Here is a 17,558-nt window from a genome sequence, read left to right on the forward strand (position 1 = left end):
GAAGGTAATCTCAGCCTGACAGGTAGCCGCGGCGCCGGTGCGCCGCTGGCGGAAGCAGAGCGGGACTACTGCCGGAGAGATTCTGCTGCCAATTTCTCCTCGGCAATCAGGGACAGCTTCTGGTCGGTGGCTTTCTCTTCTTCCAACGTGTCGGCCAGAAGTTTGACGGACTCTGTTTCGCCCAACTGTTTTGCCAGCGCAATCAGCGAGCCGTATGCCGCAATTTCGTAGTGTTCCACCTTCTGCGCCGCTGCGATAAGCGCAGTGTCCAGCAGCGGGCCCTTTTCAATCTCGTCAATCTGCTCCTGGCCTTCCTCGTTGAGACCCTCCATGGCAACGCACTTGATGCGCTTGAGCTTGATGCCGGTAGCCTCGACGACACGGTCAATCCTCTCAATCTGACCTCGCGTTTCCTCCAGATGCATCTCGAACGCTGACCTGAGACCCGGATTGGTCGACGCGCGCGCCATCTTGGGCAGCGACTTCGTCATCTGTTTTTCGGCACTGTAAATATCGGACAGCGAGTGAATGAACAAATCCTTCAGCGTCTTCGTAGTCATGGCTACTCCTTCGAGTCAGTTTGGGAGACTCACCTGCCGGCGAGTGCGGTGTGATGGTCCCGGCCGCAAACTACGTGCCCGTGTTTGCCGCTCAATACGTCGCTCACTCGATTCGCCGCATCCTTTGGCGGCAATTCTGTGTAACGGAGCAGTAGCCGCGAGCTTCAGTACGCTTGGAGAATTACTTCTGCTTCTGTCCGTTTGCGCGGAGCTTGAACCTGTCGCCGTTTGCGCCTATCCGCGTCTCCCGGGAACGCCTGTTGCGTCGCTATTGCGCGGTCGAAGCTTCGGATTTCTTAGTTGTTGAGACCGCGTTTGAACAGCCTTCAACCTGGGAGACGCCATCATGCAGATTCTTGCCACTCAAACCGGCCTGCCTCGTGTGTCATGGGGTGCCGTTTTTGCCGGCGTAATCCTGTCACTCATTGTCTATCTCGTCCTCAGCGTGCTCGGGACAGCGATTGGCGCAACACTCCTGTCTCCGCTATCGCAGCCTGACCCGATGCGCGCATTCGGTTTTGGCTCAGGCGTCTGGATGATTGTCACGACGGTCGTTGCGGTCTTCACCGGTTCGTATCTCGCTGGTCGATGCGCACCTGTCCTCGGATGGCTGCACGGCGTGCTCGCGTGGGCAGTCATGATTCTTTTCGTCGTGTACGGCATGGCGTCCCTCGTCGGGGGTGCTGTCAGCGTTGCCGGCAACGTCGCCACGGCGGGCGCGACTGTAGGGGCCGCGCAGGGCCAGGCGCCCGGCGGCAACCCGGTGGTCGACTCGGTCAGACAACAGGTTCAGAGCGTGGTCGCGTCCGCAGCATCGGTAGCTTCGAGCCCGCAAGCCGAGCAGAACGCACGCCAGGCGGCGGATACCGCTGCCCGTGCCGTCGCTCGCGCGACGTGGTTTTCGTTCGCCGCGCTTGTCGTGGGCGCAATCATCGCTCTGGGGTCCGGCAGTCTCGGCTTTCGCCATCAACCCCTTTACGAGGAAGGAGGCGGCTCGTCCAGCGACGCCGCAGTACGCGCCGCACGCGGAAGTGGAGGTACACGTACCAACAGTCCTGCCCGTTGACGCCTGACGGCTGGCGTTCGGGTTTGCGCGAGGAACATGCTTCCTGTTGGGCGTCGCCGGTCGACCGTCCGGCGCCCCCGTCGACCTGGCATTGTTGGGCGGCGCGCGCGGCACTCGTGGCAAGCGCGCGGCTCACTTTGCTCCTGCTGATGACGTGCCCCGCGTGCGCGCAAGCGGTCCGGCGCTTAGGCGCGCGCGGGCGGCAGTGAAACGGGGAGGGCGCGTTTATGCCGGGTAGCCATGTGAAAACGACGGATCGTCGTCAGCACGTCGTCGCTGACTGGTCTGGCGCACAGGAAATCGTCGATCTTTTTGTAGCTGATGCCGTAACTGTCCTCACCGGGTTTGTGGCGTTTACAGATAATCGGTAGGCGGCCACTACCTCCTGGCGTCGCGCGTCGCGCGAAGTGAATGCCTCACTCGACGGCGAGGGGTTCAGCTTTTTGCGATCGGCGATTGGCGCCGAAGGAGACAGTGATGCGTGCAGAAACGATAGAGCAGCGTATCCGGGCCACCGTACCTTTTTCTTGTCCGCCGCACAGGCCCCTATGAGAAAAATCCACTATTGGAAAGAGGCTCGTGACACCCATCAAGGCGGTCAATAGCGAGCCGACTCCCTCGGAGGCTTTCTTATCGAACGCGACGATTGCCTGCTTCTGTCCATCAATTCCGGCCTCCGCCATGCAGTCTTGTCGAAATTGGTGCTTTTGAGAGGTCTCGTGGAGTAAAGTACCTCGACGTCCGAATGTCTTTGGGTGCTTCCACGCCGTTCGGCGCGTTCGAGTATGTCAAAGGCCTGAGCCGGGAGGTCGGCCGCGAATGTAGACGCGCATCTCGCGTGTTCGACTATAGGAGGTTGCCGCAACGCACGGAAAGAATAAACGGCAGCGTGGTTAGCAAAACTCCTGCGGATACAGACCCGCGCTCATGTCCAGGTCACCGGTCTGAGCGTATAGCAGCGGGTCCCCGGCCGGGCTGACTATTGCCCCATCGATCACGCGGCCTATCACCAGCCGATGGTCTCCCGCCACGATGTCTCTGACCACCTCGCAGTCGAAGTAAGCCAGCGCGTCGACCAACAGCGGTGCGCCCGTCTTGCCTGGCCGCCACGGTATCGACGCGAGCTTGTCGACCGTGCGCCCCGATTGTGTGCCGAAGTGCACGGCAACCGCCCGTTGTTGCGCGCGCAGCACGCTGATGGCGAATACCCGGCCTCTGCAAAGGAGCCGATAGGACTCGTGCTCCGGATTGATGCTAATAGCGAGAAGCAACGGCGAAAACGAAACCTGCATAATCGAACTCGCAGTAAACGCATTTCGGCGATCACTGTCCGCCACGCCGATGACATACACGCCTGCTGTCAAATGCCGGAAAAGCTTTGCAATGCCGTCACTCATGGTGAGTCCTCTTCTCTCGTTGTTCGAAGCGAGCGGCGCGAACGGTCAGTCCGCTGCCACGAAAGATGGAATGCCGGCATCGAGGCGTACCGGCGGTCGGGTGACGATCTCGCTGTTCGCCTGAGATCGCCGGCAGGATGGCCGACGACGTCCTATCATCTCGCCGCTTTTGGACCGGGGCCAATGTGTGGTGCCGGTCATCCGCGAAGTGCGCAGTTACCGTGCCGCGCGGCCCCATATGCGACTAGCACCTGAAGAAGATATCGCCTCCCCACGGCTCGCGGTCGATGACATCGCTGCGATGGCCTTATTCCTCGCTGCCGAACATCAGGTCGTGCGACCAACGTGGGTGCAACATCGACCAGTGTAATCGCGACGAAGCCTTAGCAATGACGGCGCCGGTACGGAGAATGCTATCTCTCGCTTACGCCCTCGCATCCCGATGTAGGGAAAACAGCGCCGGAGAGGCGGTGAGCCGACTCCGTTGTGGGGTCGACTATGGGACCGTGTACGATGCGACAAAGTTTATGGCAATCGTTGTCATTTTTCCAGCGGCAGCTTTGGGTCATGCGCGGAGCGGCGCGATGATCTATCTCGTCGTCGGCGTGGTGATCGGACCCGTCGTATCGCTGTTCGCGATCCGCATTCATCTGCGAGTGTCCGAGCGAGACCGACTGTGGATGTCGCCTCTGCGCCTCTGCGGTCCAGCGATGCTTGTCACCACCGAGCTGATGAGCGGCTTTAATGCTCGCCGACGGCCGCTCGCTCGGCACGACGTTCTTTCTTGCGGCCTCAAGTTGCGCGTGGATTTCGAGAGCGGCACAGGTCGAATGAACGATTGCCCGCTTGCGCCACCAAGGGCCGTCGGCGTGATAGCGATGGAACGCCGCGAGCACATGCACTTGATCCAGCCGGATATCGTGGCGATGTCGGAGACATCGAGGAAGCGGTATCGGGGATTAGAGTTCTCCAGAGTGCCGGTGTAATGAAGACACCGAAAGATCAGTCCGCAGGCGGACGCGGAAAGGCGCCTTGTGCCGAATACCTGGGCCACTAGTCGAGGTGACGCCCCGTTGGTGATGGCGCGTACAGCGAAAAGCGCGCAATGTACTCGTCGTGGCGCAGCCTATCGGGCTATGCCACGCTTCGTGTCCGATCGCAGAATGGAAGCTTGCCGCCGGCGCAAGCTCTCGTAGCGATCGTCATTTTCCAGAGTCTTGCGTGGGCAATCGCCTCGCCTGAGGGGAGGTTGTTAGCCCAGCAAGCCGGATACCCGCCAGTCGGTGCCGGCGGGACTTCGAGATAGAGCTCCAGCCGCGCAATGCAATACCACCGCGGACTAGGAACGCCGGGACGACCTCTGCACAATAACCTCCGTCCTGCCATAAGACGGGCAGTGCCGCGTGACCTTCAGGCGCGGAGAGAGAGCGAGGGCCGTTCGAGCTATGAAACTCTAACTCCCGCCGGGTCATCTGTATAAGTGCCGAGGCGAATCAATGCGGTGCCGTATGTCATCGGCGCTGTTGCGGATGCGCCTGACTCCGGCAAAGCGTCCCCACAACGGTGCCCGCGCCGCGCCCGACCGTGCTCAACGGGGCGGCACCGGCGGCGAGCGGTGTCGGCACGCCGGTCCATCGATCACGGCCTTGTGGAAATCAATGAGACCGGAAGGGCGCGCTTGTGACGGGTCGCCGTGTAAAAGCGATGAATCGTGGTGAAAACTTCGTCGCTCACCGGTTTCCCTTCGAGGAAGTCGTCGATGTTTTCGTAGCTGATGCCATAGCTGTCCTCGTCCGGCTTTTGCGGCGTCAGAGATTCGAGGTCTGCCGTCGGCACCTTATAGGCGAGGCGGGTTGCGGCGCCCAGTGCCTGTGCTAATGCCCGCACCCGCCGCTTTGTGAGACCGGCGAGAGGCAGGATGTCCGCACCGCCGTCGCCGTATTTCGTGAAGAAGCCCATCAGCGACTCTGCCGCATGATCGGTGCCGATCACGACGCCCACCCGCGCCCCGGCGATCGCGTATTGCGCGACCATTCGTTGCCGGGCCTTGATGTTGCCGAGCACGAAGTCTTCCTGAAAGTCGTCGACGTATTGAACATTGCCGCGCTTGAGGGAGATTAGCATTGCATCCGACGGATCCCTGATATTGACCGTGAACGTTTCGTCCGGACGGACGAACTCGAGCGCAAGCGCGGCGTCTTCCTCGTCGCGCTGGCTGCCGTAGGGAAGGCGGACAGCCGCGAACTTCGCCTCATAGCCGCGTGCGCGAAGGCGCTCGACCGCAAGCTGCGCGAGACGGCCCGCGGTGGACGAATCCACGCCGCCGCTGATGCCGAGAACGTACGTGCGAAGCCCCTGCGAAATAAGATAGTCGCAAAGGAAAGTGATGCGCTGTTCCCGCTCCATGTCGACGTCGAAATCGTGCGCAACGCCGAGTTCGCGAATGACGGCCTGTTGCCAGGCATTTCTCTCGGTAGAAGGTGGCAGGGTCATGGCGAAGTCCTCTGAGATTGTTCCCGTTGCGCGCGCGGGAGTTGATCGAAGTAACACTCGATGCGTGAAAGCGCATACAGTGCGGCCGCCGAACGCACGTCGTTTCTGTTGCCCGGAAACAGCCGTGTTTCAGTGAACGTGAGCAGCTCGCCGTTGCGGGTCCGGAACGACCATGCGAAGCACTGCGTACCCGCCGGCGGACCGCCCTCAGGCGCGGCGTCCGCGAGACCCGTGTTGGACACGGCCACATCGGCACAGCAGCCTTCCTGGCGAAGCGCGCCTTCCGCCATCTCGCGGGCGATTTCTTCGCTCGTCACGCCGGACCGTTCCATCGTCTTTCTCCTGACGCCGAGGAAGCCTGCTTTGCCCGAGGGCGAGTAGCTCACGAAGCCGACATCGAGGCATGCGCCGCTGCCCGGAGCGCTCGCGAGGCTGGAGGCGATCTGGCCACCCGTGCAGGATTCGGCTGCCGCCAGTTTCAGGCCTCGAGATGTCAGGAAAGACACGGCTTGCATGGGAATATTCATGGCTTGTCTCCAGCAGTGACACGTAATGGGATTAGCAAGGACCGATCCGCGTGCGCCGCACAGCAGCACGCTGCGGTTTGCACTGCTGCGCCTCCGTTGGGAACACCGGGAAAGTGCGGCGGCCGGTTGCCTACGTAGTGGGCTGGCCCGCGGCACACACGTTGCTCCATATCGACCGCTGTCACCGGGTTAGCAACACGCCGTGTCAGCACTTCCGATCCTTGCGCGCCACCCAGGTGTACCGGCGCAGACGCTTTGAGACCGTCATTCCCGTTTGCCCGTTCGACGGGTCGGCTCACATTTGGAGCACGAAATGAGAGCTCTTTGCTGGCACGGCAAGAAGGACGTCCGCGTCGATCATGTCCCGGACCCAACTATCGAGCATCCGCGAGATGCCATCCTCACGGTATCGAGCTGTGCGATCTGTGGGTCGGATCTGCACCTGTTTGACGGATTCATGCCGGGTATGAAATCGGGCGACATCCTGGGACATGAGTTCATGGGCGAAGTGATGGAGGTCGGCAGATAACAGGCGTCTGCGCGCGCGTTCTCGCTGAGCCCGGATTTCGACACATCGAAGATCGATGCGAATCTGCAGGACGGCGTGCTGAAGCTGACGATTCCGCGTCGCGACGAAGCACGGCCGCGACGGATCGAGGTGCAGACGAACTGAGCCCGCAAAGACCGGCAACGATGACAGGAGAAAAACCGGTGGCGGCTGCGAGGTCGCCAATGAATGGGAGTAGCCCGGGTCGTTAGCTCAGTTGGTTGAGCATATAGACGGCCGGCAGCGAGGAGGTCGAGCGCGGCCAGTTCTTCTTCTCTACCCGTGAAAAGGCGCGGCTCGTATCCGCCGACGGCGCGGAACACATCAGTGCGGAAAACGCACGCGCCCGCGATGTAGCCCGTCAGCGGTGGGCCAGCTAGATCACGGCTCGCCAGCGGGCTGTTGCGCATACGAACACCTGTTCATCCAGTTCCAGCGACTCGCCGACCAGCACCCGGGCGCTCAGCACCGCGACGCGCGGCGAGGCGCCGAGCAGACGAACCGCGAGCGCCCGGGAGCCGGCCTCCCACCACGTATCGTCGTCGCGGAAGGCCGCATAGTCCGTCGATATGCAGGCGACAGCCTGATTGCGGCCCTGCGGCGCCTAAATTCGACTGGCATTGCACGACGCGTACTCCCGGCAACCCCGCCTCGATCAGCGCGACGGTATCGTCGCTGGATGCATTGTCGGCAACTATCACGCCGGGCTGCTCCGGCCACAACGGAGGCGCGGCAGGCTGTGCAGCACTTCCGTTGCGCGGTTACGCGTGAGGACCACAACCGAGATGCGACGCGCGAGTGACCGGCCCCGGTGATAAGCGTTCATCTTCATTGAAAGCCTCGCGGTGTGTCTCGCCTGACAACAAGTCCTCCATCCGTGCGCGAAAATAATGTGCAGTCTCGAGCAAGCCGTCGCCGAGCGAAGTTCGCGGCTGCCAGTCGAGCAACTCGCGCGCCCGGGAGATATCCGGCTGGCGATGCCACGGATCGTCAGTCGGCAGCGGATGCAATTCAATCGGCGACGCTGAGCCTGTCATCGTGACGATGCGCCGCGCGATCTCGCCCATCGTGACCTCATGAGGATTGCCGAGATTGACCGGGCCGCCCGGATCGTCGTCGACATTCATCAAACGGATAACTGCGTCGATCATATCGTCCACATAGCAGAATGAGCGGGTTTGCGAACCGTCGCCATAGAGCGTTAGCGGCTCGCCGCGCAGCGCCTGCACCATGAAGTTCGACACTACGCGGCCGTCCGCGGGATGCATGCGGGGGCCATACGTGTTAAAAATGCGCGCAATCCGGATTGACAGGCCGTGTTGACGCCGGTAATCCATGAACAGAGTCTCAGCGCAGCGCTTGCCTTCGTCATAGCAGGAACGCGGGCCGATGGGATTCACATGACCCCAGTAGTCTTCAGTCTGTGGATGTACCAGCGCGTCGCCATACACTTCACTCGTCGACGCCTGGAAGATTTTCGCCTTCACGCGCTTGGCGAGCCCGAGCATGTTGATCGCGCCGTGCACGCTGGTCTTGGTGGTCTGCACCGGATCGTGCTGATAGTGAATCGGCGAAGCGGGGCACGCGAGGTTATAGATTTCGTCGACTTCCACGTATAACGGAAAGGTCACATCGTGACGCATCAATTCGAAGTTCGCGCAGTCCAGCAGCGGTGCGATGTTGTCCTTGGTACCGGTGTAGAAGTTGTCGACGCACAGCACGTCGTGCCCTTGCATGACGAGGCGTTCGCACAGGTGCGAGCCGAGGAAGCCTGCGCCGCCCGTGACCAGAATCCGTTTGCGGGTGAGTTCTTTCATGATGCGTCGTCCTTGGATCGTGGCGGCTCAGATTGGATTCATGCGGTGACATGCAGTAACGTCTCGTGCCAGTCCCGCGTAAACCGGTCGATATTGAAGCGCTTCAGCGCGGTGCACCGTGCGCCCGCGCCGAGGCGTCGCGCTTCAGCGGGATCGCGCAGCAGTACGCTCATTGCGTCCACCAGCGCGTCCACGTCGGTATGTACGAAACCGTTTTCGCCATTGCGGATCACGGTGGCCAGTTCGGTGGTTGCAAGACCGACGATCGGCATGCCGATCGTCATCGCCTCGGCGATCGCGAGACCGAGACTGGTCCAGCGAATCGGATTAAAAAAGAAGCGATAGCGCGAGGTGAAGGCCGCGAGATCGAGGTTTCCGATTTCGCCGATGCCGCCGAGCCGCTGCGCATCCATTCCGACCAGGTCGAGCGGCACGCGGGTGCGCGCTTCGGCAAACACGTCCGCGCCGAGCCGTCGCCCGCGCTGCGCGAGGTGATTCACTACCACGATGCCGCGCTCAAGTTCGCCGCTGTAGCGTACGCCCTCGGGCACTACCACGCCGTGTTCGATCACCCGCGTCGGCGTGACGCCGCAATCCCACATCAACTGGTTGAAATGCGTGACGTGCACCATCAGCGTGTTCGGATCGTCGACCCAATGCCGTTGCTGGAACGGATCGTCCTGGGGCGGATCGTGCTCGATATAGACCCGCGGCAGACGCTGTTGCTCTCCGCTCAACACCTGCTCGCGGTCATGTTCCCAGTGAGTCCTGTGCTGATACAGGATCACGTCGAACTGCCAATCGGGGACCTCGTCGATACCGATCTCGTGCACGTTGTCGCCCCACGGCAGCACGCCAACCATGCCCGCATAGCCGGGCGGATGGCCGGGTTTCGTGACCAGATAGAAGTCGTGCGGCGCGTGGGTCAGGTAGTACAGATAGTTGCCGTGCACGTGCCAGGTTAGCACGCGCAGACGGCCGCAATTACGCAGCATGATGCTGCTCCTCGAAGGTTTCCGGGTCCGCAGATGCATGCAGCGCGCTCGGCGCGCCGGGATGCGCCCCGCTGTCCTGCGCGAGTTGCGCGCGCGCGGTCTGGACTACCTGCTCCACATTGACATTCAGCGCGCATGGATGACCATAAGGGCAGTCGCGGAACGTGCATGGCCGGCATGCGGGATAGTCGGCAAGCACGCGATGCCGTGCGTGATCCAGCGGCGCCCAGCGTCGGGTGTCGCTGCCGGACGCGATTACCACCGATGCGGTGGCCGTGGCGGCGGCAATGTGCGAGATGCCCGTGTCGTTGCAGACCACCAGTCGTGCACGCGCGACGAGCGCGGCCAGTCCGCCGAGCGACGTGGCGCCGGCCAGAGGCAGCGCGGGCGCGGTCATTGCGCCGCGCACGGCGCCGGTCAACGGCGCCTCGGCGGCGGTGCCAGTAATGGCGATCTGCCAGCCGTCGGCGGCCAGGCGGTCGGCCACACCGGCAAACCGTCCGGCGGGCCAGCGACGCGACGGCAATTGCGCGCCAGGGTGAATCAGCACGAGCCGCTGCGCTTCGATACCATGCTCGGCCACCAGCGCGGCGTACTCCTCGCCGTCGCGCGTGCCCAGCGGGAACCACAACTGCCGGTCCATTACAGGCGCGCCGAGCGCATTCATCAGCGCGAGGTAGCGTTCGGACTCCGGCAACCCGTCCGGCCAGCCGATAAAAGCGCCGCGCCGTGCCGCCTCGTGCGGCTGCACGAAGCCTGCGTTGGCCCGTGCGCGGAATTCAAGCAGCAGATCATTCGCGATGCCGCCGCTGCCATGCAACTGGATTGCGAGGTCGAAACGCCGCGAGCGCATCCGCGCAAAAAACGCGGGGAGGCCGGCGTCGGATTCGCGCTGTTCGGGAAAGCCAACCGCGCCGGGAAACACAATCAGCTCGTCGACGAAATCTGCGTAACGCTCAACGAACGCTTGCGCCCACGGCAAGCCGATCAATGCGATGTGCGCCTGCGGCGCCGCCTGCCGCAACGCTCGCAGCGCGGGCACGGCGCACAGCATGTCGCCGAGTTGTAGCGCGCGAAAGATGACGATGCGGCGCGGCGCGAGCGTCGCCAGAAACGGAGCTGCATTCATAGAAAGAACACCTTGAAACGGACGGCGCCGTAGAGTCGCCAGAAGATGGAAAGGAATGGAACTGGAATCGAGGTCCACGCCATCTCGGCGATATGACGCCAGCTTCGATCGCGGCCGCGCAAGCGCATCACACAGAAGTACGCTGTCAGCACGAACCACGCGACGGCGCCGCCAGACGCGAGGGATGCGTTGCCGGCGGCCCCGCCCATCAGCGCGGCCAATGCGGCGCACAGAATCGCGTAATAGAGCAGCGGCGGCCGCGCGCGAATTCGTTTTCTGAACAATTCGGGATGTTTTCTATAAAGCAGCGCATCAAACTGGCTCTTGCGCTGCTGGGCGATGCTTACGCCCCAGCGCGCGGGCCGCACCGGATGCACGACTACCGCATCGCTTGCGCGCACGATCTTGGCGCGTGCGCGCATGAGCGTGAATTGCAGATCGGAGTCCTCGCGCCACGCGGAGGTGAAGCGTTCGTCGAAGCCGCCCGTCATACTGAGAAAGCTGCGGGCGACAAACGCATTCGCGGTGGCGAACTCGGCACGTTCCAGGCCACTCGCGTCCGCTTCGTAATCGCTCGGCAATGGCGGCAGCGGCACAAGGATCGTTCCAGCGGCGGCCGCAGCGTCTTGCGCGAGCGCCGCGACGCCGGCGCGCAGCCAGTGCGGGTCGGGCAGTGTGTCGTCGTCGGTGAAAGCGATCAGCGGCGAGCGCGCGAGCCGCCAGCCCACGTTTCGTGCGCCGGCCGGGCCCTGCGTGCGCGTGACGGGTACGTAGCGCAGCGTCAGTCCCCGCGCCGCCTGGTCCTCTGCAAGATGCTCGGCGCACGTGCGCGTGGCTTCGTCCGGACCGTCGTCGCAGACCACGATCTCGTAGCGGTCCGCCGGAAAATCCTGCTGGCACAGCGCGTTAAGACACGCGGCGAGCAGCGCCGGCCGACGATAGGTCGGCACGACCACGCTGATGTCCAGATGTGAGTGCAGCGCACCGGCACTGCCGGGGACAATCGGCTCAGCGGCGCCGCGCGGACTGCCGAAGTCGCCACGCAGATCGGCCGGAGCGGACGCGGATGAACTCATGCGCGTACTCCTGCTTTCTCGACGAGGAACGGGCCGATCACGAGGGCGTCGAGCGGCGAGGTCCAGAACGATTCGACCGCGTCGCGCGGGGAGTTCACCATCGGCTCTCCGCGCGTGTTGAACGACGTGTTCACGAGAATTGGTACGCCTGTGCGTCGCATGAACGCGGCCAGCAGGTCATAGTAGAGCGGATGCTGCGTGCGGTTGACGGTTTGCACGCGCGCTGTACCGTCCACGTGGCGCACGGCTGGAATGCGGTCGGCCTTGTCGGGGCGGACGTCAAAAACGAATAGCATGAACGGCGCGGCCCGGCCACCGACGAACCAGTCGCTCGCATGTTCTTCCATCACCACCGGCGCAACCGGGCGGAAGTCCTCACGATCCTTGATCTCGTTGAGCTTGCCCTGCATGTGCGGATCGACCGGCGACGCGAGGATCGAACGCGCACCGAGCGCACGCGGCCCGAACTCCGTGCGGCCCTGATACCAGCCGATCACTTTGCCGTTGGCGAGCAGATCGGCGGTTTCCCCGGGGATGTCGGCAACCTTGCGATACGGCACTTTCGACCAGCGCAGGAACTGTTCGATCTCCGCTTCGCCATATTCCGGACCGAGGTATGCGTGATCCATGATCCAGCGACGCCGGCGGTCGCCGCGTGCGCTGCGCTCGCGGTAATCGATCCATAGCGCCGCGCCGAGCGCGGTGCCCGCATCGCCGGCGGCGGGTTGAACCCAGATGTCGTCGAATGGGCCGGCGTCGCGCAACTTCGAATTCATCACGCAGTTCAGCGCGACGCCGCCGGCCATGCTGAGGGTGTTGAGCCCGGTTTGCCGATGCAGCCAGCCGGCCAGTTGCAGCACGGTTTCTTCGAGCACGCGCTGCAGTGAATGCGCGATATCGAAGTGGCGCTGTTCGAGCGGACCGCCGCGCTCGCGCGGCGGTCCGAAGCGCGCGGTCAGACGCGGTGCCTCGACGGTGTAGCTGCCGTCATTGCGATAGCGAACGATCTCGCGGAATACATCGACGTATTGGGGCTTGCCGTATGATGCGAGCGCCATTACCTTGTACTCGTCTGAGGAGTGCAGGAAGCCGAGCCAGTCGGTGACGGCTTCATAGAGCAGCCCGAGGGAATGCGGCAGTTCGACCTGCTTGAGCCGCGCATACTCGCCGCCGACGAATTGTCCCATGCTAGTCGTCACGCCTTCGCCACGGCCGTCCATGGTCAGCACGGCGGTGTCGTCGAACGGCGCCGCGAGGAACGCGCTTGCTTCGTGGGCAAGATGATGTTCGACGAAGTGCCATTCGAAGCCGTGCTCGCGGTCCACGCCCTGAAAACGCTTGCGCAGATGATGCGGCGCGCCGTCGAGCAATTGCCCTTTCGCGTTCGCGATGTAGCTCAGGAACAGCGGATCCCATGGCGATGCGGACGGGTCCGTCAGTCGTGTATTGGCGGGATGGAACGGTAGCTCGATGGTGGTGCCCGCACGGCCCGGCATGCCGCCGAATAGCGCGGGGTCGTACGAATAGGCCACGTGGTCGATGTCGGCAAGGGTGATGCTGGCGGCCTTCAGACAGTAGTCGATCGCATCGAAGGGCAACTGCCAGGTCGAAAACGGCACCGGGCGTTTCGCATGTTTGACGTGCGTGAAGCGTTCGTCTTCCGCGGCGGCGAGGACCACGCCGTCGCGCAGCAAGGCAGCGGCGCTGTCGTGATAGACGGCATTGATTCCGAGTGTGTACATGGGCGTTCGCAATGAAAGAGGGGTCAGGGAACCAGCGGTTCGTCGGCAAGCGGCGGCGCGTCGGTATGGCGGGCGTTGCTATTCGCGGCAGGGTTCGGGGCGGCCTCGGCCATCGGCATGGCGGCACGCAATTCGAGCGCGGCTTGCACGACCTCGCCAGGCGCGACGCCGAGCAGACACGCGTGATGCTTTTGCGGACACACGCTGCGATAACACCAGCGGCATTCGACATCGCGGAACAGCACGCGATACGGCGTTTGCCACGGCGTATGCTGCGGATTGGTCAGCGCGTACAGGTCGACAACGGGAGCGCCCAACGCGGAAGCCAGATGCACTGGCCCGCTGTTGTTGGAAATGAGCACGCTCGCGCGTTCGATCAACGCGCCGAGTTCGCCGAGCGTCAGCATGCCGCTGAGATCGTGCAGTCGCGTGCGAGCGCCTGGCGCGGCGGCGCGGATCACCGCCTCGACCAGCGGTCGTTCGCTGGAACTGCCGGTAATCAGTAACGGTGCGCCGGTCTCGCGCGCGAGCAGGGTGGCGACTTCGCCGAAACGCTCGGGCGGATAGCGGCGCGACGCTGCGGTCGCTCCGGGATGCAGCACGATCCATTCGGCCGCGCGATCCACGCCGCGCGCCGACAATTTCGCGCCGAGCGTGCGCCGGTCGGCCTCATGCACACGGAAGCGCATGCGCGTGTCGGGCGAGTGTGCGCCCACCTGGCGCACGAGATCGAGCTGGCGTTCCACCTCATGACGCGTGCGTTGCTGGGGTTCCGGTTCGCGCAACCAGTCGGTCAGCAACGCATAGGGGTTTTCACGGCAATGCGCGAGACGGCGCGGGATGCCGGCCAGATAGCAGAGCATCGCAGCCGGCAGCGCGCTTTGGCTGTATACCGTGAAAATCACGGCGGCGTCGAAACCGTTGCGGCGCAGACGCTCCTGCATCCGGTGATCCTCGGCCAGCGTGCGCACAGCGCTCGACCCAGGCGCCACCCAGGGCGCGTCGTATTCGATCAGGTCGTCGACATCGTCGAGAAAAGGCGCCAGCGCCGCACCGCTGCGCGACGCAAGCAGCGTGATATGACGATCCGCAGCGGACTCTTGCAATGCATGCAGCGCGGGCGTGGTCATCAGCACGTCGCCGAGATTGTCGAGCCGCACGCACAGAATGCGCCTGACGTCGTCGCCCCAACGCGTCAGCGGAGATGCTTCCAGCGGCACCCGCGCGTGAGCGAGCGTCGGCTGCGCAATTAGCAACGGGGCGTTCATCGCGGGGCTTGCGCATAAAGCGGCGTGGTGGGGGTGCCGCCGTCATGGAGAACTACGATCTGCGCGGCTTCGCGCAAATTGGCGGCGCGCGCGAACGGCACGCGCAGCGCGCCTTCGATCCACTCGGTCTCGTGGCCGTTGTCGAGCAGCACGGTGCGGCAGCCGGCACGGTTGCCGGCTTCGACGTCGTCGAGAATATCGCCGATAAACCAGCTGTGCGCGAGATCGATCTGGTGGGCACGCGCTGCGCGCAGCAACAGGCCGGCCCCGGGCTTGCGGCAATCGCAGCCGACATCGTACGGCGGAACTTTGCCATCCGGATGATGCGGGCACCAGTACGCGCCGCTCAAGGTCGCGCCGCACCCGGCGAGCAGATGATGCAGTTGCGCTTCGACATCCTTCAGCGCCGAGCGCGCGAAGAGGCCCAATGCCACGCCGGGCTGATTGCTGATGACGAACAGCGCGAACGGCGACGCGCCCAGCAGCGCCAGTGCGTCGCGCGCGCCCGGGGCCAGGCGCATCAACGCGGGATCGATGTTGTACGGCACGTCGTCGAGCAGTGTGCCGTCCTTGTCGAGAAATACAGCGGGTCGCAGCATGATGAGCGTCCATGCGAAAAAATGTGAGTGGTGCCGAGGTGGTGTGCCACTGCCGCGGCATCGCGCGATGCCTGTCTCTGCGTGCGCCCGCAGCGTTAGCCGGACGACGCTCCCGCCGCGGCGCGCCTCGGCATCTCGCTCTGCCCGACGACGGTTTCCGTCGGCACCGGCTGTGGCGCCCGCGCCACGCGCGCATAGATCTGCGCGAGCGACTCGCCCACACCGCGCCAGGTGAATTCGGCATGCGCGCGAGCGAGCCCCGCTTCGCCCATCCGGCGCGCCATATCGGGGTCACGCCTCAACTGATCCAGACACACGGCGAGCGCGACCGGATCGCGCGGCGGCACCAGAAAGCCCGTGACGCCATCGGCCACCGAATAACTAATCCCGCCCACGTCGGCGCCGATCACCGGCGTGCCGCAAGCCATTGCCTCGACCGGTGTAATGCCGAAGGGCTCGTACCACGGCGTCGTCACGAACACATCGGCGGCGCTATAGAAGTAGCGCAATTGCGCACGGCCGCGCCGCCCGACGAACGTGGTTTGTCCCTCCACGCCACACTCGCTGGCGATGCTGCGCAAGCGTGCGATTTCTGGTGTCGCGAGTTCGTTCGGCACGTCGGAGTTGCCGCCCACAACATACAGTCTCGCGGACACGCGGAAAGCCTGCTTCAGAACGCTCACGCCCCGTACCACGTTGTCGATCCCTTTGCGTGGAACGAGCCGGCCGAGTTGCAGCACGATGAATTCGTCGCGCTTCCAGCCGAGCGCTTCGCGTGCGACGGCGCGCCCGATGGGCCAGAACTCGTCGGCGTCGAAACCACACGGGACGATCCGGATGCGCGCAGGGTCGGCATGGTAGTGCTCGATCAGGTCGGCTTCGTCCTGCGGACACTCGGCGACGATGACATCCGACAGCGCAACGAGGTCGTCTTCGATCGCGAAGCGTTCGTCCGGAAAGCCGTCGCTCGTGCCCTGATGAATCCGGCGCAGCCGGCCGAGCGCATGAAAGGTGGTGACGAGTGGAATGCCGAGTGCCGCCTTCACCTTCAACGCGGCGAGACCGGACATGAAGAAGTTCGCGTGCATCACGTCGTACCTCGCACTTTCTCGGCGAAAGAATTCGATGAGGAATGCTGCGAACTCATCCATGAATGGCAGCAGCTGTTCCTTCGGCAGTTGCATCGGCGGACCGGCAGGCACATGGATCACTCGCACGCCGTCCATGTCGGAGATGAGCGGCAGCAGCGCGCGGTCCCGCCGCGTGAACACGTCGACCTGATGGCCGGCTTCGAGCAGCTGGCGCGCGACGTTTGCCACGTAGATGTTCTGTCCACCGCTATCGACTCCACCAGCAAGTGCGAGCGGCGAAGCGTGTTCACTGATAAGAGCGATTTTCATCGATACCTTCCGCAGTGTGGTGAATGGCGGACGTTGAGCGAAGTCGGCTTCCCGGGGCAGGCTGTGCGTATCTGCCCGGTCGCGGCTTACCGCGGGCCGCAGCATGCGGTGTGCCAAACGGCTACAGAACGGACGCGGGACAACGTAAATGCTTTTGCCGCGACGACCTAAGCGCTGTGGCGCGCCCCGGTCTCGTTTTCGAAGCGCTGTGGCAGTCCCTGTTTTTACAAGTGGGACGTGTAACTTTGGCAAGGAAAAGCACTCAGCACTACGGGTGCTACGGACGCGTTGGCGGACAAAGGCTAAATACGCAGTACTAATGACTAGCTGCACGCAGCCATTTGCGCGTGACCGGGGAGCCGACTGCGTTATATCTGCTGATCGCGGACCTGTGCCGTCACGAGATCGCGCAGGCAAGTCAAGGGCAGTGCATCGCGTGGAGGGTGGATCGTCACAACAATCACGCGTGGGTGAGCGTGCCGGGGATGGGCGACAAGCCGGCGCAGCCATTGACTGTGCGTGGGATGGAGACGGCGCTGACGCGACTGCCGCCAGCCTTACGCCAGTGCCAATGCATGGGCCGCTCGCATATGTCCCGATGCTGCCGCTGCGTCCGGTTGCTGATTCCGACCGGCATGCAGCGCGCGACCCGTCTATAGAGCGTCCTGACGGCGCGAGGTCGCTCGAAGGTCAGTCAGTGATGGTCGTCGACGATCAGGAGGAAGCGCGAGACGTGACCGATGCCGTGCGGAGCTCGAGCGGTGCGCCTGTGCACCTCGCGTCTTCGTGCGCCGAGGCGTTGAATGGCTTTCCCTGGCGGGCCTGAAATGGCCGCACGTGTCGTTGTGCGACAGTGTGCTCGCCGACGAAGATGACTACGAAGACGTTTTGCCGCGACTGCGAGCGCAGCGTGCAGTCGTTCAGCCGTTTCCCTCGGAAGAT

General features: G+C 63.5%; 14 protein-coding genes and 4 pseudogenes. 3 read left to right on the top strand and 15 right to left on the bottom strand.

All coding sequences use genetic code 11. The features are described 5' to 3' along the window. Positions 1-65 precede the first annotated feature (65 nt). A complete protein-coding gene (locus B0G74_RS33300) occupies positions 66-560 on the bottom strand; it encodes a ferritin-like domain-containing protein (RefSeq protein ID WP_132380348.1) in 495 nt (164 codons plus the stop codon). Positions 561-906: 346 nt separating this feature from the next. Between B0G74_RS33300 and B0G74_RS33305 the strand changes: the two genes are divergently transcribed. Then, positions 907-1,626: a hypothetical protein gene (locus tag B0G74_RS33305; RefSeq protein ID WP_132380350.1), complete on the top strand. Its 720-nt coding sequence runs from the start codon at positions 907-909 to the stop codon at positions 1,624-1,626. Between the two features lie 185 nt (positions 1,627-1,811). Here B0G74_RS33305 and B0G74_RS46985 read toward each other — a convergent pair. The 6 genes and pseudogenes from B0G74_RS46985 to B0G74_RS33335 form a co-directional block, all read right to left on the bottom strand. Continuing rightward, positions 1,812-1,979: pseudogene (locus B0G74_RS46985) on the bottom strand (NAD(+) synthase); the annotation flags it as partial. A 63-nt stretch (positions 1,980-2,042) separates the two neighbouring features. Next, positions 2,043-2,309, bottom strand: coding sequence for a hypothetical protein (locus B0G74_RS33315; protein ID WP_132380352.1), 267 nt, complete (start codon positions 2,307-2,309; stop codon positions 2,043-2,045). 210 nt (positions 2,310-2,519) lie between these two features. Continuing rightward, positions 2,520-3,023 carry a flavin reductase family protein gene (locus B0G74_RS33320; RefSeq protein ID WP_132380354.1) on the bottom strand — a complete coding sequence of 168 codons (504 nt, stop codon included), beginning with the start codon at positions 3,021-3,023 and terminating at the stop codon, positions 2,520-2,522. Between the two features lie 791 nt (positions 3,024-3,814). Continuing rightward, a pseudogene (locus B0G74_RS46990) lies at positions 3,815-3,983 on the bottom strand (hemerythrin domain-containing protein); the annotation flags it as partial. Positions 3,984-4,661: 678 nt separating this feature from the next. Next, positions 4,662-5,516 (bottom strand): ammonia-dependent NAD(+) synthetase, encoded by an 855-nt coding sequence (gene nadE, locus B0G74_RS33330; protein WP_132380356.1) that lies wholly within the window; start codon positions 5,514-5,516, stop codon positions 4,662-4,664. Continuing rightward, positions 5,513-6,043, bottom strand: a complete 531-nt coding sequence (locus B0G74_RS33335; protein WP_132380358.1) for a CinA family protein — start codon at positions 6,041-6,043, stop codon at positions 5,513-5,515. Before B0G74_RS33335 ends, nadE begins: the two co-directional genes overlap by 4 nt. A 313-nt stretch (positions 6,044-6,356) precedes the next feature. Here B0G74_RS33335 and B0G74_RS33340 point away from each other — a divergent pair. After that, a pseudogene (locus tag B0G74_RS33340) lies at positions 6,357-6,569 on the top strand (alcohol dehydrogenase catalytic domain-containing protein); the annotation flags it as partial. Between the two features lie 12 nt (positions 6,570-6,581). Next, positions 6,582-6,716: pseudogene (locus B0G74_RS33345) on the top strand (Hsp20 family protein); the annotation flags it as partial. A gap of 635 nt (positions 6,717-7,351) precedes the next feature. Here B0G74_RS33345 and B0G74_RS33350 read toward each other — a convergent pair. The 8 genes from B0G74_RS33350 to B0G74_RS33385 all read right to left on the bottom strand — a co-directional run bounded on the left by B0G74_RS33350 (position 7,352) and on the right by B0G74_RS33385 (position 16,616). Then, positions 7,352-8,407: a UDP-glucuronic acid decarboxylase family protein gene (locus tag B0G74_RS33350; RefSeq protein ID WP_243658433.1), complete on the bottom strand. Its 1,056-nt coding sequence runs from the start codon at positions 8,405-8,407 to the stop codon at positions 7,352-7,354. A gap of 38 nt (positions 8,408-8,445) precedes the next feature. Continuing rightward, on the bottom strand, positions 8,446-9,402 hold the full coding sequence (locus B0G74_RS33355; protein WP_132380360.1) for a glycosyltransferase family 4 protein: 957 nt from the start codon (positions 9,400-9,402) through the stop codon (positions 8,446-8,448). Continuing rightward, entirely contained in the window at positions 9,392-10,531 is a 1,140-nt protein-coding gene (locus B0G74_RS33360; protein ID WP_132380362.1) for a glycosyltransferase family 9 protein, read from the bottom strand. The genes B0G74_RS33355 and B0G74_RS33360 overlap by 11 nt, the downstream gene beginning before the upstream one ends. After that, positions 10,528-11,607, bottom strand: a complete 1,080-nt coding sequence (locus B0G74_RS33365; protein ID WP_132380364.1) for a glycosyltransferase — start codon at positions 11,605-11,607, stop codon at positions 10,528-10,530. Before B0G74_RS33365 ends, B0G74_RS33360 begins: the two co-directional genes overlap by 4 nt. Next, entirely contained in the window at positions 11,604-13,349 is a 1,746-nt protein-coding gene (locus B0G74_RS33370; protein ID WP_132380365.1) for a carbamoyltransferase C-terminal domain-containing protein, read from the bottom strand. The genes B0G74_RS33365 and B0G74_RS33370 overlap by 4 nt, the downstream gene beginning before the upstream one ends. Before the next feature lie 23 nt (positions 13,350-13,372). Next, the gene (gene waaF / locus B0G74_RS33375) at positions 13,373-14,617 is read right to left on the bottom strand and encodes a lipopolysaccharide heptosyltransferase II (RefSeq protein ID WP_132380366.1); all 1,245 of its coding nucleotides are present in this window, start codon (positions 14,615-14,617) and stop codon (positions 13,373-13,375) included. Beyond that, on the bottom strand, positions 14,614-15,216 hold the full coding sequence (locus tag B0G74_RS33380) for an HAD-IIIA family hydrolase (protein WP_132380368.1): 603 nt from the start codon (positions 15,214-15,216) through the stop codon (positions 14,614-14,616). The genes waaF and B0G74_RS33380 overlap by 4 nt, the downstream gene beginning before the upstream one ends. Positions 15,217-15,311: 95 nt before the next feature. Then, a complete protein-coding gene (locus B0G74_RS33385; protein WP_132380370.1) occupies positions 15,312-16,616 on the bottom strand; it encodes a glycosyltransferase family 1 protein in 1,305 nt (434 codons plus the stop codon). Positions 16,617-17,558 lie beyond the last annotated feature (942 nt).

It is taken from the genome of Paraburkholderia sp. BL9I2N2, assembly GCF_004339745.1.
GTDB lineage: Bacteria > Pseudomonadota > Gammaproteobacteria > Burkholderiales > Burkholderiaceae > Paraburkholderia.